This window comes from Jujubicoccus corallicola (assembly GCF_047345645.1).
Taxonomy (GTDB): domain Bacteria; phylum Pseudomonadota; class Alphaproteobacteria; order Rhodobacterales; family Rhodobacteraceae; genus JBLEFH01.
The window spans coordinates 103182-127049 of record NZ_JBLEFH010000001.1; the positions used below are offsets into that span (position 1 = coordinate 103182).

Annotated in this window: 25 protein-coding genes; 13 read left to right on the forward strand and 12 right to left on the reverse strand. The window is 61.2% G+C overall.

The window, feature by feature from the left end; genetic code table 11:
* Positions 1–3: 3 nt before the first annotated feature.
* From arsC to ACMA5I_RS00520, 4 genes are all read left to right on the forward strand, one after another.
* The gene (gene arsC, locus ACMA5I_RS00505; RefSeq protein WP_525884259.1) at positions 4–399 is read left to right on the forward strand and encodes an arsenate reductase (glutaredoxin); all 396 of its coding nucleotides are present in this window, start codon (positions 4–6) and stop codon (positions 397–399) included.
* The gene (gene arsH / locus ACMA5I_RS00510) at positions 396–1112 is read left to right on the forward strand and encodes an arsenical resistance protein ArsH (RefSeq protein WP_525884260.1); all 717 of its coding nucleotides are present in this window, start codon (positions 396–398) and stop codon (positions 1110–1112) included. Before arsC ends, arsH begins: the two co-directional genes overlap by 4 nt.
* A gap of 96 nt (positions 1113–1208) precedes the next feature.
* Complete coding sequence (locus tag ACMA5I_RS00515; protein WP_525884261.1) at positions 1209–2327, forward strand: beta-ketoacyl-ACP synthase III; 1119 nt, start codon at positions 1209–1211, stop codon at positions 2325–2327.
* Positions 2324–2887, forward strand: a complete 564-nt coding sequence (locus ACMA5I_RS00520; protein WP_525884262.1) for a hypothetical protein — start codon at positions 2324–2326, stop codon at positions 2885–2887. The genes ACMA5I_RS00515 and ACMA5I_RS00520 overlap by 4 nt, the downstream gene beginning before the upstream one ends.
* A 40-nt stretch (positions 2888–2927) precedes the next feature.
* On the opposite strand, the gene ACMA5I_RS00525 is transcribed toward ACMA5I_RS00520, so the two are convergent.
* The 5 genes from ACMA5I_RS00525 to ACMA5I_RS00545 all read right to left on the reverse strand — a co-directional run bounded on the left by ACMA5I_RS00525 (position 2928) and on the right by ACMA5I_RS00545 (position 8611).
* Positions 2928–4436 (reverse strand): acyl-CoA synthetase, encoded by a 1509-nt coding sequence (locus ACMA5I_RS00525; protein WP_525884263.1) that lies wholly within the window; start codon positions 4434–4436, stop codon positions 2928–2930.
* Positions 4433–5752, reverse strand: a complete 1320-nt coding sequence (locus ACMA5I_RS00530; RefSeq protein WP_525884264.1) for a malonyl-CoA decarboxylase domain-containing protein — start codon at positions 5750–5752, stop codon at positions 4433–4435. The genes ACMA5I_RS00525 and ACMA5I_RS00530 overlap by 4 nt, the downstream gene beginning before the upstream one ends.
* The gene (locus tag ACMA5I_RS00535) at positions 5749–7065 is read right to left on the reverse strand and encodes a TRAP transporter large permease (protein WP_525884265.1); all 1317 of its coding nucleotides are present in this window, start codon (positions 7063–7065) and stop codon (positions 5749–5751) included. Before ACMA5I_RS00535 ends, ACMA5I_RS00530 begins: the two co-directional genes overlap by 4 nt.
* Positions 7065–7565 (reverse strand): TRAP transporter small permease, encoded by a 501-nt coding sequence (locus tag ACMA5I_RS00540; RefSeq protein WP_525884266.1) that lies wholly within the window; start codon positions 7563–7565, stop codon positions 7065–7067. The genes ACMA5I_RS00535 and ACMA5I_RS00540 overlap by 1 nt, the downstream gene beginning before the upstream one ends.
* Before the next feature lie 62 nt (positions 7566–7627).
* Positions 7628–8611, reverse strand: a complete 984-nt coding sequence (locus ACMA5I_RS00545) for a TRAP transporter substrate-binding protein (RefSeq protein ID WP_525884267.1) — start codon at positions 8609–8611, stop codon at positions 7628–7630.
* A 140-nt stretch (positions 8612–8751) separates the two neighbouring features.
* Here ACMA5I_RS00545 and ACMA5I_RS00550 point away from each other — a divergent pair, with 140 nt between their 5' ends.
* On the forward strand, positions 8752–9399 hold the full coding sequence (locus ACMA5I_RS00550; protein ID WP_525884268.1) for a GntR family transcriptional regulator: 648 nt from the start codon (positions 8752–8754) through the stop codon (positions 9397–9399).
* 64 nt (positions 9400–9463) lie between these two features.
* Here ACMA5I_RS00550 and ACMA5I_RS00555 read toward each other — a convergent pair whose 3' ends face one another.
* The 5 genes from ACMA5I_RS00555 to ACMA5I_RS00575 form a co-directional block, all read right to left on the reverse strand.
* Positions 9464–10498 carry a MaoC family dehydratase gene (locus ACMA5I_RS00555; RefSeq protein ID WP_525884269.1) on the reverse strand — a complete coding sequence of 345 codons (1035 nt, stop codon included), beginning with the start codon at positions 10496–10498 and terminating at the stop codon, positions 9464–9466.
* On the reverse strand, positions 10495–10701 hold the full coding sequence (locus ACMA5I_RS00560) for a DUF1737 domain-containing protein (RefSeq protein ID WP_525884270.1): 207 nt from the start codon (positions 10699–10701) through the stop codon (positions 10495–10497). The genes ACMA5I_RS00555 and ACMA5I_RS00560 overlap by 4 nt, the downstream gene beginning before the upstream one ends.
* A gap of 4 nt (positions 10702–10705) precedes the next feature.
* Positions 10706–11269: an NnrU family protein gene (locus ACMA5I_RS00565; RefSeq protein WP_525884271.1), complete on the reverse strand. Its 564-nt coding sequence runs from the start codon at positions 11267–11269 to the stop codon at positions 10706–10708.
* Positions 11270–12139, reverse strand: a complete 870-nt coding sequence (locus ACMA5I_RS00570) for an HpcH/HpaI aldolase/citrate lyase family protein (protein WP_525884272.1) — start codon at positions 12137–12139, stop codon at positions 11270–11272.
* A 140-nt stretch (positions 12140–12279) separates the two neighbouring features.
* Complete coding sequence (locus ACMA5I_RS00575; protein WP_525884273.1) at positions 12280–12933, reverse strand: choice-of-anchor E domain-containing protein; 654 nt, start codon at positions 12931–12933, stop codon at positions 12280–12282.
* A 223-nt stretch (positions 12934–13156) separates the two neighbouring features.
* On the opposite strand from ACMA5I_RS00575, the gene mdh reads away from it, so the two are divergent.
* The 4 genes from mdh to ACMA5I_RS00595 all read left to right on the forward strand — a co-directional run bounded on the left by mdh (position 13157) and on the right by ACMA5I_RS00595 (position 17937).
* Positions 13157–14119, forward strand: a complete 963-nt coding sequence (gene mdh / locus ACMA5I_RS00580; RefSeq protein WP_525884274.1) for a malate dehydrogenase — start codon at positions 13157–13159, stop codon at positions 14117–14119.
* A 634-nt stretch (positions 14120–14753) separates the two neighbouring features.
* Positions 14754–16622: a polyhydroxyalkanoate depolymerase gene (locus ACMA5I_RS00585; protein WP_525884275.1), complete on the forward strand. Its 1869-nt coding sequence runs from the start codon at positions 14754–14756 to the stop codon at positions 16620–16622.
* Entirely contained in the window at positions 16619–17305 is a 687-nt protein-coding gene (locus tag ACMA5I_RS00590) for a M48 family metallopeptidase (protein ID WP_525884276.1), read from the forward strand. The genes ACMA5I_RS00585 and ACMA5I_RS00590 overlap by 4 nt, the downstream gene beginning before the upstream one ends.
* On the forward strand, positions 17302–17937 hold the full coding sequence (locus ACMA5I_RS00595; RefSeq protein WP_525884277.1) for a GntR family transcriptional regulator: 636 nt from the start codon (positions 17302–17304) through the stop codon (positions 17935–17937). The genes ACMA5I_RS00590 and ACMA5I_RS00595 overlap by 4 nt, the downstream gene beginning before the upstream one ends.
* Here ACMA5I_RS00595 and ACMA5I_RS00600 read toward each other — a convergent pair.
* A complete protein-coding gene (locus tag ACMA5I_RS00600; RefSeq protein ID WP_525884278.1) occupies positions 17934–19244 on the reverse strand; it encodes a mechanosensitive ion channel family protein in 1311 nt (436 codons plus the stop codon). The genes ACMA5I_RS00595 and ACMA5I_RS00600 overlap by 4 nt on opposite strands.
* A gap of 135 nt (positions 19245–19379) precedes the next feature.
* Between ACMA5I_RS00600 and ACMA5I_RS00605 the strand changes: the two genes are divergently transcribed.
* The 4 genes from ACMA5I_RS00605 to ACMA5I_RS00620 all read left to right on the forward strand — a co-directional run bounded on the left by ACMA5I_RS00605 (position 19380) and on the right by ACMA5I_RS00620 (position 23541).
* Positions 19380–20402, forward strand: a complete 1023-nt coding sequence (locus ACMA5I_RS00605) for an aspartate-semialdehyde dehydrogenase (RefSeq protein ID WP_525884279.1) — start codon at positions 19380–19382, stop codon at positions 20400–20402.
* 181 nt (positions 20403–20583) lie between these two features.
* Positions 20584–22017, forward strand: coding sequence for a Na+/H+ antiporter NhaC (gene nhaC / locus ACMA5I_RS00610; RefSeq protein WP_525884280.1), 1434 nt, complete (start codon positions 20584–20586; stop codon positions 22015–22017).
* A gap of 46 nt (positions 22018–22063) precedes the next feature.
* Positions 22064–22678 (forward strand): class I SAM-dependent DNA methyltransferase, encoded by a 615-nt coding sequence (locus ACMA5I_RS00615; RefSeq protein WP_525884281.1) that lies wholly within the window; start codon positions 22064–22066, stop codon positions 22676–22678.
* A 281-nt stretch (positions 22679–22959) separates the two neighbouring features.
* Positions 22960–23541 carry a hypothetical protein gene (locus ACMA5I_RS00620; protein WP_525884282.1) on the forward strand — a complete coding sequence of 194 codons (582 nt, stop codon included), beginning with the start codon at positions 22960–22962 and terminating at the stop codon, positions 23539–23541.
* Between the two features lie 113 nt (positions 23542–23654).
* On the opposite strand, the gene ACMA5I_RS00625 is transcribed toward ACMA5I_RS00620, so the two are convergent.
* A complete protein-coding gene (locus ACMA5I_RS00625) occupies positions 23655–23861 on the reverse strand; it encodes a DUF2061 domain-containing protein (protein ID WP_525884283.1) in 207 nt (68 codons plus the stop codon).
* Positions 23862–23868: the final 7 nt, after the last annotated feature.

Sequence of the window (23868 nt, forward strand, 5' to 3'; positions counted from 1 at the left end):
GCCATGATCACGATCTATCACAACCCCAAATGCGGCACGTCGCGCAATGTCCTCGCCATGATCCGCGAGAGCGGTGAGGAGCCCGAGGTGATCGAATATCTCAAAACCCCGCCGGGCCGCGAGAAGCTGGTGGAATTGATCACCGCTATGGGCATCCCGGTGCGTGATCTGCTCCGCCGCAAGGGCACGCCCTATGACGAAATGGGCCTCGATGATGAGAGCCTCTCGGATGAAGACCTGATCGACGCGATGGTGCAGGCACCGATCCTGATGAACCGCCCGGTGGTCGTCTCGCCGAAAGGCACCAAGCTCTGTCGTCCTTCCGAAAAGGTGCTGGAATTGCTCGACAATCCGCCCGCGAGCTTCACCAAGGAAGACGGGGAAGTGGTTAGCAAATGACCGATCTGTCGGATCTGCCCAATATCGACGCGGACTCCTTCGCGCCGATTGACCCGCAGGACTGGGCGCCGCCGGGCGATGACGGCCACCCGCCGCGCATTCTGCTCCTTTACGGCTCGCTTAGGGAGCGCTCGTTTTCGCGGCTCGCGGCGGAAGAAGCCGCGCGGCTCCTGCGCGCTTTCGGGGCGGATGTGAAAATGTTCGACCCAACCGGCCTGCCGCTCCCGGACAGCACCGAGCCGGATCACCCCAAGGTCGCGGAACTCCGCGATCTGGTGCAATGGTCCGAAGGTATGGTCTGGTCCTCGCCCGAGCGCCACGGCTCCATGACGGGTATCATGAAAGCGCAGATCGACTGGATCCCGCTCTCCCTCGGCGCGGTGCGGCCCAGCCAAGGCAAGACGCTGGCGGTCATGCAGGTCTGCGGCGGCTCGCAAAGTTTCAACGCGGTAAACCAACTCCGTATCCTCGGGCGCTGGATGCGGATGTTGACGATCCCGAACCAATCCTCCGTCGCCAAAGCCTTTATGGAGTTCGACGAGGACGGCCGCATGAAGCCCTCCGCCTACTACAACCGCATCGTCGATGTGATGGAGGAACTGGTGAAATTCACCTATCTCACGCGCAGCCGCGCCACTCTTACCGACCGCTATTCCGAGCGCGTCGAAAGCGCCGCCGAGTTGTCGAAACGGGTAAATCAACGCAGCATCTGAGCCTCTTCGGCCCGGTTTTCACGCTTTGTGACCCGGCGGAAAGTCTTGACCTTCCGCCGGCAACCGCGAAACTCGGGCAAATTTGTGAGGACACGCATGTATCAGCCCGCCATCGCCGCCACCGGCCTTTTCATCCCGCCCGAAACCATCAGCAATGCCGAGCTTGTCGAGAGCTTCAACGCCTATGCCGACCGGTTCAACGCGGAGAATGCCGAGGCGATTGAGGCGGGCGAGATCGAGGCGAAGGCGCATTCTTCCGTCGAATTTATCGTGAAGGCGTCGGGCATCGAGAGTCGCTATGTGATGGACAAATCCGGCGTTCTTGACCCGGACCGCATGTATCCGCATCTGCGTCAGCGCAGCGATGATGAGCCGTCGATCATGGCAGAAATCGGGGTGGACGCGGCGAAAAAGGCGCTCGATGCGGCGGGTCTCACTGGAGGGGATATCGACCTCGTGATCTGCGCAGCGTCGAATATGGAACGCGCCTATCCCGCAATTGCCGTGGAAATCCAAAAGCTTCTCGGCGCGGGCGGCTTCGCCTTCGACATGAACGTCGCCTGTTCCTCCGCGACCTTCGGGATCCAGGCCGCCGCCGACATGATCCGCTCCGGCTCCGTGCGCCGCGCGCTGGTGGTGAACCCGGAAATCACCTCCGGCCACCTCGAATGGCGCGACCGCGACTGTCACTTCATCTTCGGCGATGTGGCGACCGCGACCGTGGTGACGCGCAAGGACGATCTCGACCACGGCTTCGAAATCCTCGGCACCCGCTGCGCCACCGAGTTCTCCAATAATATCCGCAATAACAACGGCTTCTTGCGCCGCAACCGCCCCGACGGCATGGCCGACCGCCGCGACATGCAGTTCATGCAAGAGGGCCGCAAAGTGTTCAAAGAGGTCGTCCCGATGGTCGCGGAGCACATTACCGAACATCTCGCGGACACCGGCATCGAGACAGACTCCCTCCGCCGCCTCTGGCTCCACCAGGCCAACAAGGGCATGAATGATTTCGTCGGCCGCAAAGTCCTCGGCCGCGAGCCGGAAGCGGGCGAACAGCCCAACATCCTCCAGGAATTCGCCAACACCTCGTCGGCTGGCTCCATCATCGCGTTCCACCGCTTTTCGGATGATCTGGCGGACGGCGACAAGGGCGTCATCTGCTCGTTTGGGGCGGGGTACTCCGTGGGATCGGTGATCGTGGAGAGGTTTTGATCTTCAGCAAAGGGGCTTCGTGGCGCACGACGCTTTCAAACCCGATCCACTATTATTGGACCGGCGCCCTGTTGTTTTGGCTCTTTCCATTCGTGTATGCGGCCGACATCCTGCTCGCGCCGCAATGGTATGCGCCGCATTGGCAATGCGACAGTTTAGGCATCCCAATTGGCGGCGCAATCTTCGGTGCGCTGCCAAGCATCCCATTTGTCTTGATCTTGAGCGCAATTCTTGTTTTTCCGGCCACCCGTGCGCGTCAAATTGGCGCTGATATCTTCGACCTGTCGCTTGGTCGTGGCCCCCTGAAGCATGTCCTTAATCTGATTGCAGTTGTCGTTATCCTTGCGTGGATTTATTCGCTTTTCCAGACGGTATGGTCTGCCACAGTCCCGCAAACGTTCACCGCGGACTGCGGCGGAAGTGCCGAGCCGATCACAGTAACCATGCGCGGCCCGATCTTCGAAATTTTTAATCTTTATTTTCTGGTCCTGATTATCTGGCTCCTCCATCTGAGAGCGATGGCTTTGTCGCCAAAGATAACTCCGAGAATCCGGGAATGAGGCTGGTTCGTTAGAGCTCGGGCAGCGCGAAAAAAATACCTCACCCCGCAAACAGTCCCCCAAACTCTTCCCTCAGCGCCGCTTTCTGCACCTTCCCCATCGTGTTGCGCGGTAGCTCGTCGACCACCACCACCTTTTTCGGCTGCTTGAACTTCGCCAGACTGTCCGCGAGCCCGCCGATGATCGCTTGGGGGTCCGGCTCGGTGCCTTTCGCGCGCGCGACCACGGCCACGACGCCTTCGCCGAAATCGGGGTGGGGGACGCCGATGACGGCGCTTTCGAGCACGCCGGGCATCTCGTCGATCAAGAGTTCGACCTCTTTGGGATAGATGTTGAAGCCACCGGAAATGATCAGATCCTTGCCGCGTCCGACGATGGTGACATAGCCGTCCGGGTCGATCAGGCCGAGATCACCGGTTTTGAACCAGCCGTCTTCGGCCAGCTCTTCGGCGGTCTTTTCGGGCATCCGCCAATAGCCTTGAAAGACGTTGCCGCCGCGCACTTCGATCATGCCGATCTCGCCTTGGGGGAGGGTCTCGCCGCCCTCGCCGGTGATCTTCAGCTCGACGCCGGGGAGCGGGAAGCCGACGGTGCCGGCGCGGCGTTCGCCATCATAGGGGTTCGACGTGTTCATATTGGTTTCGGTCATGCCGTAGCGCTCAAGGATGCGGTGGCCGGTACGGTCCTCGAACGCGCGGTGCGTTTCGGCAAGGAGTGGCGCGCTGCCCGAAGTGAAGAGGCGCATCTTGCCCACGAGATCGCGGGTGAAATCGTCGCGGTCGAGCAGGCGGGTGTAGAAAGTCGGCACGCCCATCATGCTGGTCGCGTCGGGCAGGAGGCGGATCACGGTGTCCGCGTCGAATTTCGGGAGCCAGATCATCGCGCCGCCGACGAGCATCAGGACGTTGGATGCCACGAAAAGCCCGTGGGTGTGGAAGATGGGAAGCGCGTGGAGCAGCACATCATTCGCCGCGAAGCGCCAGACATCGACCAGTGTTTCGGCATTGGAGAGCAGGTTGGCGTGGCTCAGCATCGCGCCCTTGGAGCGCCCGGTCGTGCCGGACGTGTAGAGAATGGCGGCGAGATCATCCGCGCTGCGGGCCACCGGCTCGTGAGTATCGGGCTGCGCTTTGGTCTCATTCATCAAGCTGCCGGAGCCATCGGCGGCGAGAGTCAGGAGCTCACCGTCCGCTGGCATGAATTCCTGCTTTTTCGCCTCACGGGATGGGTCGCAGACAACCAGCGCGGGTTCTGCATCGCCGACGAAATAGGCGATCTCGGTCGGCGTGTAGGCGGTGTTGAGTGGCAGAAATACTGCGCCCGCGCGCACGGTCGCGAGATAAAGCGCCAGCGCTTGCGGGGATTTTTCCACCTGAACGGCCACGCGGTCACCGGGCGCGACACCTTTGGACACCAGCAGATTGGCGAGTTGGCCCGACAGGCGATAGACCGCGTCATAGGACCATACGCCGCCCTCCGGCAGGATCAGAAAATCGCGATCCTTGCCCTCATGCGGGCCCATCAAGGCGTCAAAAAGCATGTTGCTCATAGCTGTCGATCCTTTTCTTTGGCAGGGGTCGTGTCGCTGGCCGCCTTGCGGGCCATGTCCTGCATTTTCTTGGGCGCGGCGATGATGCCGCGTTCGCTGAAATCATCGTGGCGCGTCTCGATCCGTTTGAGATCATAGAGATAATTCACCATCATGCCGAGGCTTTGCTTCTGGCCGCGTGGGGAGGTGTCAGCGCCTGCGATCACGCGATGCGCCTCGGCGCCGTTGCCCAAATGGAATCGGGCCACCGGGTCGCGCGGGCGCTCGCGGGCATCTTTCGCGAGCAGCAGATAGCGCGCGGTCTGGGCTGAGAGGGGGGCCGTTTCGGCGCTCTCCAGAAGGCGGCGGGCAGGGGCTTCGCCCGCTTCGGCGCGTTCCTCCAGCCAGGCGCGCAGGCCGGGAATGGGGGAGAGGGTGACGAATTGCGTGAGGTTTGGCAACTCGCGCGCCAGTTCGGCGACGACATTCTTGATCAGCAGATTGCCGAAACTTATCCCGGCAAGCCCCGCTTGGCAGTTCGAGATGGAATAGAACACCGCCGTGTCGGCCTGATCGGGACGCAGGACGGCGCGGTCGTCGTCAATCAGCGCCTGCACCGAATTCGGCAGTCCCTCGATCAGCGCAATTTCGACGAAGATTAGCGGCTCATCCGGCATGGCGGGGTGCATGAAGGCGTAGCAGCGCCGATCGGGCGGCAGCACGCGCCGTTGCAAGTCGTTGAAATCCTGAATTTCATGCACGGCTTCATATTGGATCAGCTTTTCCAGAAGCAGAGCCGGGCTGCGCCAGTCGATCCGCATGAGTTGAAGAAAGCCGCGATTGAACCAAGACCGCAGCAGATGCCGGAAGTCCGCATCGACGCGGGCGAAGGCGGGGTCGCGTTTGGTGAGCCGCAGCAGGTCGGCCCGCATGGCGACCAGCCGCACGGTGCCGCCGGGGGCCATGTTGAGACGGCGGAGCAGTTCCTGACGGGGCGGCTCGGCGGCGCGGGACAGGTCTTCGAGCGTGTCCGGGTCCTGCGCTTCGAGCCAACGCTGCGCGGCGGTCGCAAGCGCCTCGCCATGCGGGTCGAACCCGTCGCGCAGGCCCTCGAAAAACGCGAGCTTCCCCTCGTCCGCCATCGCGCCATAGCCGTCCAAAATCTCGGCGGCCAGCGTGATCATCCGCGTTTCGGAGTGCAGCCGCTGCAATTCGCGCGCCTTCTCGATCAACGCGGAGGGTTTCGGGGGCGCGGCCTCACCGCGCGCCCAAGGCCAGCTATGGTTGCCGACAAGTGTATTCAGCCGGTCATAGATTTGCGTCGTCAATGTCGTCACGGCGAGGGCCCCATCACCATGTCCGGCAGGAACAAGGCGATCTGCGGGAAGAGCGCGAGGAGCAGCATCCCGAGCACCATCATTCCGACAAAAGGCAGCGAGCCCATGAGGATATCGCGCAAGGCGATCTGCGGCGCGATCCCGTTAATCACATAGAGGTTGAGCCCGACAGGGGGCGTGATCAGCCCGATTTCCATGTTGATCGTCAGGATCACGGCGAACCAGTAGGGGTCGAACCCCGCCGAGTCGAGAATGGGCATCAGGATCGGCGCGGACATCAGGATGATCGCCACCGGCGGCAGGAAGAAGCCCGCGACCAGCAGGAAGATGTTGATGACGATCAACAGCACCCAGCGATTGACTTCGAGCGCGGCGATTCCGCCCGCGACCGTTTGGGTGATGAACAGCGATGACAGGGCGAAGGCGAAGAGTTCCGCCGCGCCGATGATCAGCATAATCATCACCGCTTCGCGGATCGTGTCGCGGAAGATCGCGACCATCGGGCCCGCGCGCCACATCCGGTAGATGATCGCGACGAGCAGGATACAGATGAGCGCGCCGGTTCCGGCCGCTTCTGAAGGTGTCGCGACGCCGCCGTAAAGCACGAAGAGGATGGTCGCGACGATCATCAGGAAGGGCAGGACGCGCGGCAGGTTTTCGAGCCGCTCCGCCAGCGAATAGCGGCGGGTCACATCGCCAAGCGCGATCCCCTTGCGCCAGCAATCAAAGAGCGCCCAGGCCATGAAGAGCACCGTCAGCATCAGCCCCGGCATCAGCCCGGCGAGGAACAGGCGGCCGATGCTGGTCTCGGTCGAGATCCCGTAAACGATCATCGTCACTGAGGGCGGGATCAGGATGCCAAGTGTGCCGCCCGCCGCGATGGACCCGGCGGCGAGGCTGTCGGGATAGCCCCGTTTGGTCATTTCCGGGATGCCCATTTTGCCAATGGCCGCGCAGGTGGCGGGGCTGGAACCGGAAAGGGCGGCGAAGAGCGCACAGGCGCCGACATTGGACATGACCATCCCGCCCGGCACCCGGTAAAGCCAGCGGTCGAGCGCCTCATAGAGGTCTTTGCCCGCTGGCGAACTGGCGACCGCCGCGCCCATCAGGATGAACATCGGCACGGACACCATGCCGAAATTGGCCAGCCCCGCGAAGAAGGTTTCCGAGACACCGGCGATGGCGGAGAACCCTTCGGACAGGACCAGCGCAGCGATGGCGACAAAGCCGAGCGAGAAGGCAATCGGGGTGCCCGCGGCCAGCAAAACCAGCATGGAGACGAGGACGGCGAGGCCCGCAATGGATGGCGACATCAGGCGGTCTCCTCTTCAGTAATGCCGAGAACGGCCATGGCGAGTTGGGCCAGCAATTGCAGCAGCATCAGCCCCATGGCGAAGGGGATCGGCCAGAACGGAATCCAGAGCGGCAGCGCCCAGATCGTGTCTGTCGTCCAGCCGCGCGTCGCCGCCTCAAAGAGAAAATGTGCGCCCGACCACGCCATCGCGCCGACAAAGCCGATGGAGGCGAGGGTCGAGATCACCGCCAGCACCCGGCGCATCCCCGGACCGGAGGCCTCGACGAGCAGATCCACCCCCACATGTCCCTTGAGGGCCAGCACATAGGGCGAGCCGAGCATCATCGCCGCCGTGGTCGCGTAAATCACGAATTCAGTCTGCCACACGGTCGACGCGCCGAGAAAATAGCGCACCACGACCATTTGCGTGACCACAACAACTGCGGCCACCAAGAGCAGCATGGCCAGAACGCCGCTGATCCGTGCCAGCATGTCGAGAAAGCGGAGAAAGCCGCGCATCGCCCAAGCCCCCTAAAATATGGTGAGTGGGGTGGGCTGACGCGCCCACCCGGTTAGATGGGTTATTCGACCGCCAGAGCCTGATCGATCAGCTCCTGACCGCCCTCAACCTCTTCGGAAAACACCTTGTAGGAGGTCTCCTGCGCAATCGCGAGCCAGGCGTCGTAATCCTCCTTGCTCATCTCGACCACCTCGATACCAGCTTCGGTGAAGGCATCGACCATCTTGCTGTCGAGCCCGGCGGCCTGCTCGGAGAACCACTCTTCGGCGCGCTGGCCTGCATCCATCAGGGCCTGCTGTTGCTCCTCGCTGAGTCGGTCATAAACGCGTTTCGACACGATCACCGGCTCATACATGAACCAGAGCGCGTTTTCGCCCGGCGCGGTCAGACATTCGGCCTGCTCAAACAGGCGATAGCTGACCATCGAGCCGGACGAGGTGTTGGCCGCGTCGAGAACGCCGGTCTGCATCCCTGTGTAAATTTCCGAGGACGGCATGGACGAGATCGACGCGCCTGCCCCCACCAGCATTTGCTCAAAGGCCGGACCCGCCGCGCGCGTCACCTGACCCGAAATCGTGTCCGGCGCGGTGATGCAGTTGGTCTTGCTCACAAAACCGCCCGAGAGCCACGCATCGGCAATCACCAGCGCGCCGTTTTCCTCGATGAGCTGATGGATCGAGTCCATGAACGGCGAGTCGTTGAGCCGCAGCGCGCGCTCATGGTTCTGCACCAGCCCCGGCATCAGCGTCACGCTGAATTGCGGCACGCGGCCCGCTGCGTAATCGAGCGGGAAGGACGTCATATCAAGCTGCCCGCTGGTCACGGCGCTCCACTGTTCGCGCGCTTTATAAAGCGACTCTCCCGGATAGACGCGGATTTCGAGGCCGACATCGGCATTCGCCACATCCTGCGCAATCATCTGCACCATTTCGTCGCGCGCATCGCCCTTGCCGCCCGGAAACTGGTGGCTGGCCTTGAGCACTTGCGCGCCCGCCGTCAGCGGCAACGCAGCCGCGATAATCGCGGCGGTCATGATCTTTTGCATAGTTTTTCCTCCCTATCGGCAGTTTTGCCGGTCTGCGGCGTCTCTGCGCCGCTCTTTTCAGGTTTCCCTTACGTCATACTGACTCGACTTTTATGTATACACAAGGAATAATTGTGGACACATAATTAAGGAATAAATCCATGGGCAGTGCGGCCGATCAGATCACGGAGACGCTGGAAACGGAGATTGTGGAGGGGCGCTTGCCCCCCGGCACCCGGCTCGAAGAGCTTGTTCTTGCGAAACGTTTTGGCCTCTCGCGCACCCCGGTCCGCGAGGCGCTGCAACGGCTCTCCGCAACGGGTCTGGTGGAGTTGAAACCGCGCCGCGGGACGCAGGTCCTGAACCCCTCCATCGGGCGGATCGTCGAAATGTTCGAGGTGATGGCGGAACTCGAGGCCGCCTGCGCCCGCCTTTGCGCCCGCCGTGTGACGCCCGATCTCGTGGCGACTCTGAAAGAATGGCTTGTGAGGTGCGACACCGCGCAAGATGCGGGCGATGTCTCCGCCTATTACGCCGCCAATCGCGGCTTCCACGGCGCGATCTATGCGGGGTCGGGCAACCAGTTCCTCCGCGAACAGGCCGAGCTTTTGCACCTGCAACTCAGCCCGTTCCGCCGCATCCAGCTCCGCATGCCGCGCCGGATGGACCAGTCGCTGAACGAACACGCCCAAATCGTCGCCGCTATTGAGTCCGGCGACGAGGCCGAAGCTGACGCCGTCCTGCGCGCGCATATCCTGATTCAAGGGCAGCGGTTTTCAGATTTCCTGGCGCTTTATCGCCCAGAATAACACGCGCCGCAGGCAGGGTCGCGGCGCGGTTTGGTCCTTTAAACGATGGTCGCTTTTAGCCCGATCAGACCGGCACCAACGCCCAGTAATCGAGATCCAGCAGAACCTCGGGCAGATATTTCCCATCCTCACCCTTCAGCTTGCCGACCTCGCCGCCATGTTTCATCGCAACGAGGCGCAGGCGGAGGGCGCCGACGCCGGGGGCATGGGTTTCCGTCTTGTCCAGCACTTCGGTCCAGGCGCGCACGGTGTCGCCGGAGAAGCAAGGGTTGGCGTGACTGCCCGCGTTGATCCCCGCGATCATCTGCGCATTGGCGAGACCGTTGAAGGACAGCGCCCGCGCCAGCGAAATCACGTGACCGCCATAGATCAGGCGCTTGCCGTCCTCGCGGTTGGTGGCGTCGAAATGCACCTTGGCGGTGTTTTGCCAGAGGCGGGTGGCGAGCATGTGCTCCGCTTCCTCGATGGTCACGCCGTCCACATGGTCGATGATCTCGCCGATCTCGTAATCGCCCCAGCGATGCGGCTCGCCCGCGGCGGTGAAATCGTAGTCGGTGAAATCGAGCCCCTCGGGGATCGCAAGATCGCTGACCCCAAGCGCCGGTTTCAGATCCGGGATCACCGTCTCCGGGGTGGGCGCGTCCATGTCTTTCTTGCGCACCATCACCCAGCGGCAATAGTCCATCACCACCTCGCCGCGTTGGTTCGTGCCCGTCGAGCGGACCCAGACCACGCCGGATTTGCCGTTGGAATTCTGTTTAAGGCCAATCACTTCGGATTTGGTCGAGAGCGTGTCGCCGGGATAGACGGGCTTCAGGAACCGCCCTTCTGCATAGCCCAGATTGGCCACCGCGTTGAGTGAGACATCCGGCACGGTTTTGCCGAAAACGAGGTGGAAGGCGGCGAGATCGTCAATCGGGCTTTCCGGCAGACCCGATGCCCGCGCGAATTCATCCGAGGAATAGAGCGCATGGCGGGCCGGGTAGAGCGCGTGATAAAGCGCCCGCTCGCCGCCCGAAACGGTGCGCGGCACGGCGTGGTTGATGACTTGCCCGACGGTATAATCTTCGAAAAAATGCCCCGCGAATGTCTTGCTCATAGCTGCCCCAGCTTCATTTCGGGATCGTAGTCCACGCCCGGCGCTTCCTTGATCACCGCCTGCGCGCAGCGCATTTTGCCGCTGGCGGGGTCGTGGACATAGCGCGGCTCGCCGTAAAGCTGCCAGCCTTTGGAGAGCGCTTCGGTCACGCGGTGGCAGAAGCGGGACGTGTCGTCCTCGGTGATGAAACGGTAAGCTTGCATGGCGTTATCCCGGAAATGGTGAGGGGCCGATCAGGCCGTGAATAAGGGTGATCACGCCGAACACGGCGACGGTGATCCCGGCGAGGATAAAGTCTTTCTTGATGGGGCCGGGGGCAGGGCGCGTCCACGGGCCTTCGGCGCGGTTGATGAGAATGATCTCCACAATCGCCCAAAGGCCAAGCCCGCCGAAAAGGAGCAGCGACGGGCTGTCGCCGTTCACCAGAAGATGCGCGATCGCCCAGACGATGACGCTGATCAGCATCGGGTGGCGCAGGCGGGTGCCGAGCCAGCCGGTCGAATGGCTCATCCCGACGAGCAGAACCGCGATGATCATCAGCGAGTTGTTCACATGCCAGGCCCAGGAGGGCAGCGACCAAAGCGGGCTGCCGAGCGCGCCGCGATAGCCGAAGACCATCAGCAGAACCGAGAGGATCAGGAGCGCGGTGACGAGGCCTTTCCACGGCCCTTCGCCGCACTTGCGGATGAACCCGGCGCGCAGGTCTGGCGAGAGACGCTTGGCGAAATGGGCGGCGCTCCAGAGCAGAAGGCCGAGGAAAATCAGGAGCATTTAGCCCTCCATCGCCTTGATCGCGTCATCCATGGCAATCAGGCGCTTGGCGTTCTCGACATGGAGGTTCTCCACGATCTTGCCATTGTAGACGGCGACCGCCTCACCCTTTTCCATCGATTCCTCAAAGGCTTTGGTCATTTCGCGCGCCTCAATAATCGCCTCTTCCGAGGGGGCAAAGACGCGGTTGGTGATGTCCAATTGCGCCGGGTGGATCAGCGTTTTGCCGTCAAAGCCCATCTCGCGGCCCTGCACACATTCACGCTCCAGCCCTTCGTCATCCTTGAACGCATTATAAACCCCGTCGATCACCGGCAGGCCATGGGCGCGGCCCGCGAGCAGACAGAGTGAAAGCGAGGTCGCGACTGGCGCGCGGTCGTCGGTAAACTCGCAGCGCAGCTCTTTCACCAGATCATTCGTGCCCATCACGAGCCCGCCCATTCGGTCCGCCGCGGCGATATTCTGCGCGTTGATGATACCGAGCGGCGTTTCCATCATCGCCCAGATTTTCGTTTTCTCAGGCGCGTCGAACTCCCGAAGCTTGCGGGCCAGCTCGGCGATCTCCGCGCCCGTGTTGACCTTGGGGACCAAAATCCCGTCCGGCCCGACGCGGCAGGCCATTTTCAGATCTTCCATGCCCCATTCCGTCTCCAGACCGTTGATCCGGATCAGAATTTCGCGGACGCCATAGCCGCCCTCACGCACCGCTTCGGCGACGAGTTCGCGCGCGGCGGTCTTCTCGCTCGGGGCAACGGCGTCTTCGAGATCGAGGATCAGCGCATCGGCGGCGAGGCCGCGGGCCTTTTCCAGCGCGCGGGACTTGGAGCCCGGCATATAAAGAACAGAACGGCGGGGACGGTATTGAGTCATGGGCTCCTCCTGGCTGCGCTCAAGCTAGAACATATTGCATTGCAAAAAACAAGATTGCGCAAAACCGACGTTACGCGAACGAAAAAGACGGCACCGCAGCGCCGCCTTCCTCTCGGGTTTTCACGATTTTCGCTGTGAAATCAGCCCTTCCGGCGGCGATAAGCGCCACCGGCGATCAGAGCGATCCCGCCCAAAAGCAGCGGCGCTGCGCCCGGAAGCGGCACCGGCGCGATCTCGGTATAGTCGTAAACGATATCGAGCGTCCCGCTGGCCGAGGTCTGGAATTCCGAAATGAGGTTGCCGCTGCCCGAGGCTTGCGACTCGCCCGCGGCGGACAGGATGATGTCGATATTCCCCGTCCCGAGGAATTCCGCCAGATCATCGCCGGTCAGCGTCGCCGTCGCGGTTTCGCTGCCGGACACGCGGTCCGTCTCGAACCCCGATGTGCCTGCGAAATCCAGCGTGCCGTCATAGGCCGACAGCTCCGCACTCTCGCTCACCAGCGGCACCACGCGGGCAATATCGCCCAGGGAGTCGGTCTGCGCCGAAATCAGCGCCGACAGGTCCACCGTGACTGTCGAGGGCGCCGTATCCTGACTTTCCGCCTTGGCCTTGCCGTTGACGCTGCCCGTCAAGGTCAGCGTCGCGCTGTTCAATTCCCCAAGCGCTGTATCGAATTGGGGAACAGAGAGTGTCTCCGACCAATCCGTCGTTCGCAGGTCAATGCTGTCACTGTAGCTCAAGGTCGCCGCCTGGCTCAGAGTAGCCGTCAGCCCGAGGGCTACTGCGCTCATAATGATAGTTTTTTCCATATCTCACTCCACATTAGCGTAGAGCAACCTCGTTAGGGATGGTTAACAAAAGGTTACCATCCAAACCGGTTTCGTAGCGAAATTGAACTTTTTTATTAACATGGGTTAGTGACGTTACGGCGCTTCAAAAGCTGAACACCCTTTGACGCAAGCGCGAAAGGCGCGTATCACCTCCCGCGATGCTAATGCACTTCAGGAGGAGCCAATGGCACGGAAGAAGATTGCCCTGATCGGGGCCGGACAAATTGGCGGGACGCTCGCGCATCTCGTTGGCCTCAAGGAACTGGGTGACGTTGTTCTGTTCGACATCGCCGAAGGTGTGCCGCAGGGCAAAGGTCTCGACCTTGCCGAGTCGAGCCCCGTGGACGGGTTTGACGCGAAATTCAAAGGCACGCAGGACTATGCCGATATCGCGGGTGCCGATGTCTGCATCGTGACCGCTGGCGTGCCGCGCAAGCCGGGCATGAGCCGCGACGACCTTCTGGGGATCAACCTCAAGGTGATGAAATCGGTCGGCGAAGGGATCAAGGAACACGCGCCGAATGCGTTCGTGATCTGCATCACCAACCCGCTCGACGCGATGGTCTGGGCGCTGCGTGAATTCTCCGGTCTGCCGAAAGAGAAAGTCTGCGGCATGGCGGGCGTGCTCGATTCCGCACGCTTCCGTTACTTCCTCGCCGAAGAGTTTGACGTGTCGGTGGAGGATGTGACGGCCTTCGTTCTCGGCGGTCATGGCGACACGATGGTCCCGCTGACCCGCTACTCCACCGTGGCCGGTATCCCGCTCCCGGATCTCGTGGAGATGGGCTGGACCAGCCAGGAAAAGCTCGACCAGATCGTTCAGCGCACCCGTGACGGCGGCGCAGAGATCGTTGGCCTGCTGAAAACCGGCTCCGCCTTCTACGCACCGGCAGCCTCCGCAATCGCGATGGCCGAGAGCTATCTCAAGGACAAGCGCCGCGTTCTTCCGGCCGCGGCCAATGTCGAAGGCGCTTACGGCCTCGACGGCTTCTATGTCGGTGTTCCGACTGTGATCGGCGCGGGCGGCATCGAGAAGGTCATCGAGATCAAGCTCAACAAGGACGAGCAGCAGATGTTCGACAAATCGGTCAGCGCGGTGAAGGATCTCGTCGCGGCCTGTAAGGAAATCGAACCCAGCCTCGGCTGATTCGGCTCCAAAAAAACGCCAAAATCGACCGCTGCGAAAAAAATTCGCAGCGGTTTTTTTGTGCGCCGCAGCTTAATCTGGGTTATCAAAAATGATGCGCTGCGGCGAAAAACTCTTAACGTGATGTGTGCTCATCTTTGAGTGCAGTCCCGCCAGAAAACCGAGTCTGTCCGGGCAGTTAAGTTTCCTTTACGTAAACAGCGCGAGGCTGGAATTACCGAATTTAGGTGGACCAGCTCACAGACAAATTCATGAATCCGCGTATATAATTATTTTAATATAATTGACCGGTTCTTGGGCGCGCTTATCAGGGTGAGTTGATTTTTTGCAAATTTGAGCGCCATTATAGAGAGCGCGGGGCGGAATAGGCCGCTTGTCGCGCCCATAACGTGATCACAAAATAAGGCCGAGCAGGTTAAGAAAGGTTAAAAAATAGCTGCATCGCAACCAGATGGCGTCTTAACGCGATGTTCACACTCTTGGCCATAAATGGTCAAAAAAGTAGCAGCGGCGCATTTCTGTCCTAGATTCCATCGCTTACTGCGACAACGCGACAGTCATAAAATCTTTAAAGAGACTTGTCGCGCTGCACCATCGGCGTTATCGTGGCGCAATAATGTTGCGGAGTTAACCTATGTTGTATCATTTTTATGAGCTCGCGCATGCTGCAGTGACACCGATGCGGCAAGCCGCTCAATTTGGAAAAATTGCTCTCGACAGTTCTTTGAACCCGATGCGGGCGAGCCTTAGCTCGATCTATTCGTCGGCCGCATTTGAGCTGTTTATTGACGCCACCAAGCGCTACGGCAAACCCGAATTCGGCATTCAGGAAGTGCTCGTCAACGACAAGCCGACGCCGATCAAGGAAGAATATGTCCTCGATCTGCCCTTCTGCCGCCTCAAGCATTTCGTCCGCGACACCCCCGCCGCGCGCCGCCGCAAGGACCCGGTTGTCCTGATCGTCGCGCCGCTCTCGGGCCACTACGCGACCCTGCTGCGCGGGACCGTCGCCGCCATGCTGCCTGAGCATGATATCTATATCACGGACTGGGTGGATGCCCGCGACGTGCCGCTTTCCGAGGGGATGTTCAGCCTCGACGATTACGCGGATTATCTTAAGGAATTCTGCCAGTTCCTCGCGGAGACAACCGGCCAGCGCCCGGCGACGCTCGGCGTGTGTCAGCCCGGCGTCCCGCTGATGGTGGCCTCCTCGCTGATGGCCGAAGAGGACAACCCGGCGCGGCCCTCCTCCATGGTGCTGATGGGATCGCCCATCGACACCCGCGTGAGCCCGCAGCAACCGAACGACCTCGCCCAGCAGAAGCCACTGGAATGGTTCGAGAAAAACGTGATCGTCCCGGTGCCGTTCCCCCATGCGGGCTTCATGCGCCGCGTCTATCCGGGCTTCATCCAGCTTTCCTCCTTCATGGCGATGAACATGAACCGCCATGTGGACGCGCATAAGAACCAGTTCCGTCACCTGATCAAAGGCGACGGGGACAGCGCGGAGGCGCATCGCGCGTTTTATGATGAATATCTGGCGGTTATGGATCTTCCGGCGGTGTTCTATCTCGAAACCATCGACCGGGTTTTCCAGCGCCATCTGCTCCCGAAAGGCGAGTATAAATACCGCGACAAGCTGGTGAAACCTTCCGAGATCACGGACATCGCGCTGATGACCATCGAGGGCGAAAAAGACGACATCACCGGCAAGGGCCAGACCGAGGCGGCGCATAAGCTGACCCCGAACCTGCCGGGTGACATGAAGCTGCATTACGAGCAGGAAAAAGTCGGCCATTACGGCGTCTTCAACGGCTCGCGCTGGCGCAATTTCATCCAACCGCAAGTCCGCGATTTCATTCAGAAACACCGCGCGGAGTATGTCCCGGCGGGCAAGGCTGTGAACGGCCACGCCAAGAAGGCGGTGAATGGTCATGCGGTCAACGGCCACGCGGTCAATGGGGCGGCGGTGAACGGCCACGCTCAGAAAAGCGCTGCGGTGAATGGCAAGGCCGTGAACGGTCACGCCGTGAATGGTCACGCCGTGAATGGCACCGCGACGAAGGCGGCGGCCAAGGCGACCAAACCGGCGGCGAAAGCGAAACCGGCGCAGACGCCGCTTGACGATGCTCCCGCCGCGAAGCCGACCACGCCCAAGGCGGAGATTGCGAAGCCGGCCCCGACGAAGTCGGCCACGACCAAAGCGACCCCGGCCAAAGCAACTGCAACGAAGGCAGCTCCTGCCAAAGCGGCGGCGAAGGCTCCTGCGAAGTCAGCGACCAAATCGGACGCGCCCAAGTCTGCTTCCGCTAAAGCAGCGCCGAAGACGGCTTCGGCCAAGGCCACCGCGCCGAAAACCGTGCCCGCCAAGACCACCCCGCCGAAAAGCCCTGCGGCCAAAACCGCAGCACGCAACGGCGCAGCCAAGACGAGCGCCACCAAGACCCGCAGGACCGCGAGCCGGACCACATCCCGGCGCAGCACCCGCGGAAAGGCCAATTGACGCAAGCCCTTCTGCGGATCGGCACCCCGCCGATCGAGGTCACGGTTCATCGCAATGCGCGGGCGCGGCGGATCACGCTGCGCCTCACCGCTGACGGGCGCGCCCGCGTTACGGTCCCCTCCCGGATGCCCTTCAAGGATGCCGAACGGTTCGTCGCCGCCCATGAAGGCTGGTTGCGGGAGAAAATGGCGGGACGGCCCGAAATCCGGCGGCCGGAGGTTGGCGGGACGCAGCTTTATCTTGGAGAGGAATGGCCCATTGCTCAGGCCGCGGTCCGCAGTTCGGTCATCGCGGATGGCCAGATGATCCTCCCGCAAAGTCAGATGCTTGGCCCCGCCATGGAGCGGCTTCTCAAACGCGAAGCCCGGCGGATCTTCGCCGCGCGCTGCGATCACTACGCCGAGGCCTTGGGCCGCCCCTATAAATCCATCCGCCTTGGCGATCCGAAATCCCGCTGGGGCTCCTGCTCTCACGACGGCAAACTGATGTTCAACTGGCGGCTGATCATGGCCCCGGTTGCGGTCCGCGATTACGTCTGCGCTCATGAAGTCGCCCATCTTATCGAGATGAATCATTCGCCGGATTTCTGGAAGATCGTTGCGAAGCTGCGTCCAGACTATAAGAATGAACGCAATTGGCTTAAACGCAGCGGAGCGACTTTGCTGGCTTGGGAGTTCACATGATCGACACGGTTCCGGCGCATGAGCGCGTGTATCGGGCGCTCCGCGCGCGAGTGATGCATGGGGAAATCGCACCGGGCGCGCAGCTTACCTTGCGCGGGATCGCCGAGGATTTCGGCACCTCCATGACCCCGGCCCGCGAGGCGGTGCGCCGTCTGGTGGCCGAGGGCGGGCTGACCATGACCCAATCGGGCCGGGTCAGCGCGCCGGATCTGACCAATGAACGGATCGAGGAACTCGCCGCCATTCGCGCGCTACTGGAGCCGGAGCTGGCCATCCGCGCCATGCCGCGCGCCCATTTCGCCCTGCTGGAGCGGATGGAGATGATGAATGACAGTATCGAGCGCACCGTCGCCACCGGCGATGCGGGCGGCTATGTGCGCGGCAATCTCGATTTTCACCGCGCGCTTTACCTCAGGGCGCAGGCCCCGGCGATGCTGGCGATGGTCGAGACGGTGTGGCTTCAGCTTGGCCCCACCATGCGCGCGCTTTACGAAAAGCTGCGGCGCGACCAGCTTGGCCGCAATCATCGCCTCATCATCGCGGCACTGAAATCCGGCGATGAGGCGTCGCTGCGCCTCGCCATGCGGGCCGATGTGACCGCCGGACTGCGGATGCTCGCGACGGAGAGTTAAGGCTCGGTCGGGTCCGGCTTGTCCCGCCGCAGGGTGACTTCGCGCCGCGGATAAGGGATCTCGATCTCGTTTTCCATCAGGATATCCCAGAGGTTCATATAAACCTCGGAGCGCACATTCTGGAGCCCGCCCGTCGGGTCCGTGATCCAGAAGCGCAGGTTGAAATCGACCCCGCTTTCGCCGAACCCGATGAGATTGCAGACCGGCGCGCGCTCCTTGGCCACACGCTGCACCGCTTTCGGCGCTTCGCGGGCGAGTTGCTGCACCAGATGCGGGTCCGCCTGATAGGCGACCTGAAAGGGCAGATCGAGACGGACATAATTGGACGAGTAGGACCAGTTCACCACCCGGCTGGTGATGAGTTCCTCGTTCGGGATCAAATGCTCGCGCCCGTCGCGGGTCAGCACGGAGACATAGCGTGCGCCAAGCTGGTTCACCCAGCCATAATCATCGCCGAGCGTGATCACATCGCCGGGTTTCAGCGATTTGTCCATGAGCAGGATCACGCCCGAAACGAGGTTCGAGACGATCTTTTGCAGACCGAACCCAAGGCCGAGACCGATGGCCCCGGAGAGCACCGTCAGGCTGGTGAGATCGAAGCCAATCGCCTGCAAGCCGAAGATGATCGCCAGCGCGTAAAAGAGCGCCGTCAGCAATTTGCCGGTCAGCACCCGCATGGCGGGGGAGATGTCCTCGTTTTTCTCCAACCGCTCCGACAGAGTGCGGGACGAGAGCCGCGCCAGCCAGAGGGTGATCGCCAGAATGATAATCGCCTTGATGATCGTCAGCAGCGAAATCCGCAGCTTGCCCGCCTCAATCGCCGCGCTGTCGAGCAGCGCCACCATGTCCGGCAGGAGCCCCGTGAGATAGAGCGTCACCCAGATCCAGCCGCCCCAGCGAACCAGTTTGCGCAGCGGCGGCGATTTGATGATCCGGCTCAGGAAAACGATGGCAAGCCACGCCCCGGCAAGGTTGCCGACCGCCGAGATCAGGAAGGCGCGGCTGGCCCATGTCACCTCCTGAATGATCTGCGCGGCGATGGTGCAGAAGAGGAAAAACAGCATCATCCGCATCCGGTCGCGCAGCAGCAGGAAGATCCGCATGCGCCACATCGGCACATCCTTGAGCGATCTCAGCCGTGCCGTGATCCGTGGCTCCAGAAACATCGCGATGAGATGCGCCAGCCCGAACAGCGCGAACAGCCCCGCCACCTGCCACAGCCGCGAGGGCAGCAGCAGCGACCGGCCAAAATTCACCAGACTGCTCCAGTAAGGGGCCAGAAATTCGGTGATGCTCGAAAGATCCATAACCGCGCCTGCTTGTGTTTTTTTCTTATATTGGCCCAGAGAAGCGATTTGAGCAATTGTCATGCGCCGCGGTGCATTTCCATTCGCCGGTGAATCGCGTATAGAGCGCCTCGAACGAACGAGAAGGAGACCATCATGGGCTATCGCGTCGCGGTCGCAGGGGCGACCGGAAATGTCGGGCGGGAGATGCTGAACATCCTCGCAGAGCGTGGGTTCCCGGTGGATGAGCTGGCACCGCTTGCCAGCCGTCGCAGCCAGGGTACAGAGGTCAGCTTTGGGGATAAAACCCTGAAGGTGAAGGATATTGCGCAGTTCGACTGGACCGGCTGGGATATTGCCCTTTTCGCGATTGGCTCCGATGCGACCGCCGAATATGCGCCCAAAGCGGCGGCCGCGGGCTGCGTCGTGATCGATAACTCCTCGCTCTATCGCTATGATGACGAGGTGCCGCTGATCGTGCCGGAAGTGAACCCCGATGCGGTCCATGGCTACAGCCAGAAAAACATCATCGCGAACCCCAACTGCTCGACCGCGCAGATGGTTGTCGCGCTGAAGCCGCTCCATGACCGTGCGACCATCAAGCGCGTCGTCGTCTCGACCTATCAGTCCGTGTCGGGTTCGGGCAAAGACGCGATGGACGAGCTGTGGAACCAGACCAAGGGTCTTTTCGTGCCGGGTCAGGAAGTCGCGCCGAGCGTCTATCCCAAGCAGATCGCCTTCAACGTGATCCCGCAGATCGACGTGTTCAAAGAGGACGGCTCCACCAAGGAAGAGTGGAAAATGGTTGAGGAGACGAAGAAAATCGTTGATCCGAACATCGCCGTCACCGCGACCTGCGTCCGCGTGCCGGTTTTTGTCGGCCATTCGGAAGCGGTCTGGATCGAGACCGAGGAACCGCTCGACGCCGAGGAAGCCCGCGAGATCATGCGCGAGGCACCGGGCATTCTCGTGGTCGACAAGCACGAGCCCGGCGGCTACGCGACCCCGGTCGAAAGCGCCGGCGAAGATGCGACCTATATCAGCCGTATCCGCAAGGACCCGACGGTCGAGAACGGCCTCGCTTTCTGGTGCGTGTCGGACAATCTGCGCAAGGGCGCGGCCCTCAATGCCGTGCAAATCGCAGAGCTTCTGGGCCGCGAGGTTCTGAAAAAGGGCTAACGCCTCTCCGCGTTAAGATTTTGAAAGGGGTGCGATTTCGCGCCCCTTTTTTCATGCGCGCTGACGAAAAGAAAGAATTTTAAACAATTCCCAATTGCGGTCCCAAAGTCATGGGCAAGATACTCACCCAATAAATGCGGGCGGGATTTGTCGCCCCGAAGAATAAAAATGGGAGGGCATCATGGATATTCCTGTCAAAACGGATATTCCCGATCACGCACGCGCACCGGGCTTCTGGGAGGCGATGATTTCGCTCTTCTCGCTCGTCATCGGCATCGGCATTTCCATCGTGATTTATGGGCTGGACCCGCATGTCCCGATGCTGCTCGGCGTCTTTGTGGCCAGCGTGATCGCTCTGCGCTGCGGCTTCACTTGGCAGAACATCCAGAACGGCATGATCCGCGGGATCGCCAACTCCTTGCAGGCCATCATTATTCTGCTCGTTGTCGGCATTCTCATTGGTGTGTGGATCGTCGCCGGGGTCGTCCCGACGCTGATCTATTACGGCCTCGACGTCATGTCCCCCGCCATCTTCCTGCCCGCCGCCGTGGTGATCTGCGCCATCGCGTCCCTCGCCACCGGCACGAGCTGGGGCACCACCGGCACCATCGGCGTTGCGATCATGGGCATCGGCGAAGGGCTCGGCTTCCCGCTGCCCCTAGTCGCGGGGGCGGTCCTCTCCGGCGCCTATTTCGGCGACAAAATGTCCCCGCTCTCGGACACCACCAACCTCGCCCCCGCCATGGCAGGCACCGATTTGTTCACCCATATCCGCCACATGGCCTACACCACCGGCGTCTCCATTGTGCTGACGCTGATCATCGAAACCGTCATTGGCCTGCGCTACAGCGCGGCGGGCGGCGATCTGGAGCGCATCGCGACCATTCAGGCCGGGCTCTCCGAAAATTTCGTCATCAGCCCCGTGCTATTCCTGCCTGTGCTGGTTGTCCTCGGCGTCTCCTACAAGAAAATGCCCGCGATTCCGGGGATTACCCTCGGCGTCGTCGCGGGGGTGATCTGCGCCGTGGCCTTGCAGGGCGCGGATTACGACATGCTCGTCTCCGTCGCCTTCGGCGGCCATGTGTCCGAAACCGGCGTCGCGGATGTGGACAGCCTGCTCTCGCGCGGCGGCATGGAATCCATGATGTATACGATCAGCCTCATCATCGTCGCGATGATGTTCGGCGGCGTAATGGAGCGGACCAACCAACTCCGCGTCATCGCCGACCGGGTGCTGGCCGCCGCCAAATCCACCGGCTCGCTGATCGTCGCGACTGTGCTGACCGGGATCGGCGCGAACATCATCCTCTGCGAGCAATATATGGCCATCGTCATGGGCGCGCGCACCTATGCGCAGGCCTATCGCGAGCGCGGCATCGCCCCGGAAAACCTCTCCCGCGCCGTCGAGGATTCCGCCACCGTGACCGCCAATCTCATCCCTTGGAACTCCGGCGGGGCCTATCAGGCGGCGACCCTTGGCGTCGCGACCATTGCCTATGCGCCGTTCAATTTCTTCTGCTGGATCTCGCCCATCGTCTCGATCATCTTCGGGGTGACGGGCCTGACGATCACGAAGATCGAACCGGAAGCCGAGGCGGACGCGGTCGAAGCCTGACGCGCACGGCCCGTTGCGTGGGCACCGCAACAGGCTAGGATGCGTCATGAGCGACGACGCAGACCAGATCATCGGCCTTTACCGGCGGCACGCGCAGACATGGGCGGACCGCCGAGGCCACACCCTGCGCGAGACCGTATGGCTTAAGAAATTCATCGCCTTACTGCCCGAAGGCGGCACGATTCTCGATCTCGGCTGCGGCTCCGGCGCACCGATGGGCCGGTTCCTCGTCGATCAAGGCTTCACCCTCACCGGTGTCGACTCCGCCCCCGAAATGATCGCCATCGCGCGTCAGAATATCCCCGAAGCGGAGCTGATAGCCGCCGACATGCGCAGCCTCGATCTCGGACGCAAATTCCACGGCCTCCTCGCCTGGCACAGCAGCTTCCACCTGCGACCCGAGGGCCAAAGAGCGATGTTCCCGATCTTCGCAAAACACGCCGCCGCCGGCGCGGCCCTCATGTTCACCAGCGGCCCGAAACAGGGCATCGCCATGGGCGAATTCGAGGGCGAACCGCTCTACCACGCCAGCCTCGATCCCGAAGACTATCGCGCGCTCCTCGCCACCCACGGTTTCGCCCTCATCGACCATATCGCCGAAGACCCCGACTGCGGCGGCGCAACCATCTGGCTCGCCCGCTATTGCTCTTCGGAGAGCTGACCTCACCGCTATTGGGGCTCTAACGGTGGACTGTGGCGATCAAGGTTGATCGAAAAAAGAAGGGGTTGTCAGTTTCTGCCGTTTGCGCAGATCAGGGACGGCAGAAAACGATCTTCCAAAGACTAACGTTCATTGAGTTTTCACTCTGTGTCGGTTCTACTTAACGTAGGTATATAAGACAAAATCTGTTTCGCAGGAGCGGACTTAAACTAGGCTAAATGTGCGCCTCTTGAGCGTGTTGATTTTACGGGTTTTAGGATAGTTTTATGGAGAAGTGTTTCATGAAGAATTTTCTGAATTTCAAGGCCAATTTTACTGCGTTATTGGCGCTCGGCGTTCTGTCCGGATGTAGTGCCGAAATGATCGTTGGTGCTGCCCCTGCGACCCAAGCTGAAAAAGATGCCATGGCCCCCTATTTTTCGTCGAAAGAGGCGCTTCGTAATTTCATGTCGGGGAGCACGCGAAAAACTCATAACAGGTCTCATGGAACCCAAATTGAATATTTCGCGGATGATGGCATCGCTTATCTTTGGTATCCTGGAAATAGACGGGCGGTTCCAAGCCTGTGGAAGACAGAATCTTATGGGCGTGGTGAGTATGTGAGGATTTGCTTCATGTATTCGCCACAAAGTTACAACCCGGTCACCAGAGAATATGGTGGATATTGGGATTGCAGGTCCGCTGATTTGTTCCTCTATCTGTCTGACGAGGTCGTCAAAGGCGACCCGTTCGATCTGGAAAGCGGGGGCGTGCCTTTTGTGATGCCGTCAAATACGAACGTCTCGATACAAGCGGCGATGCAAAATTCAGGTCTCAATAGCACGATCAGCGAAAACATGGTCGTTTGGGATTGGCGCGAGTAAGTTTCTGTTATTTGAGAAATACTGACTAAGCGCGGAATGTATAAGATAACAGACAGCCCGCGAGTTCTTCTTCACCGCGAGCGGTCGAAAACCTGACGCGCTCGCCTACTCCCTCACATCTGCGTCCGCCCCCAGCGGATCGCGGACCAGACGCGTTCGTGAAGAAAATAGCAGCAGAACCCCAGACCCGCGCTGACCAGCGCCAGCGTGCCGCCCGCGGAGATCGAGCCAGTGAAGAGGAAGCCAACCAGCGTCATGGTGACGAGGCCGAGGAGTTGCCAGCTCAGGGCTTTGACGAGGGTGCGGCGGGTGCTGTCCATATTCTGC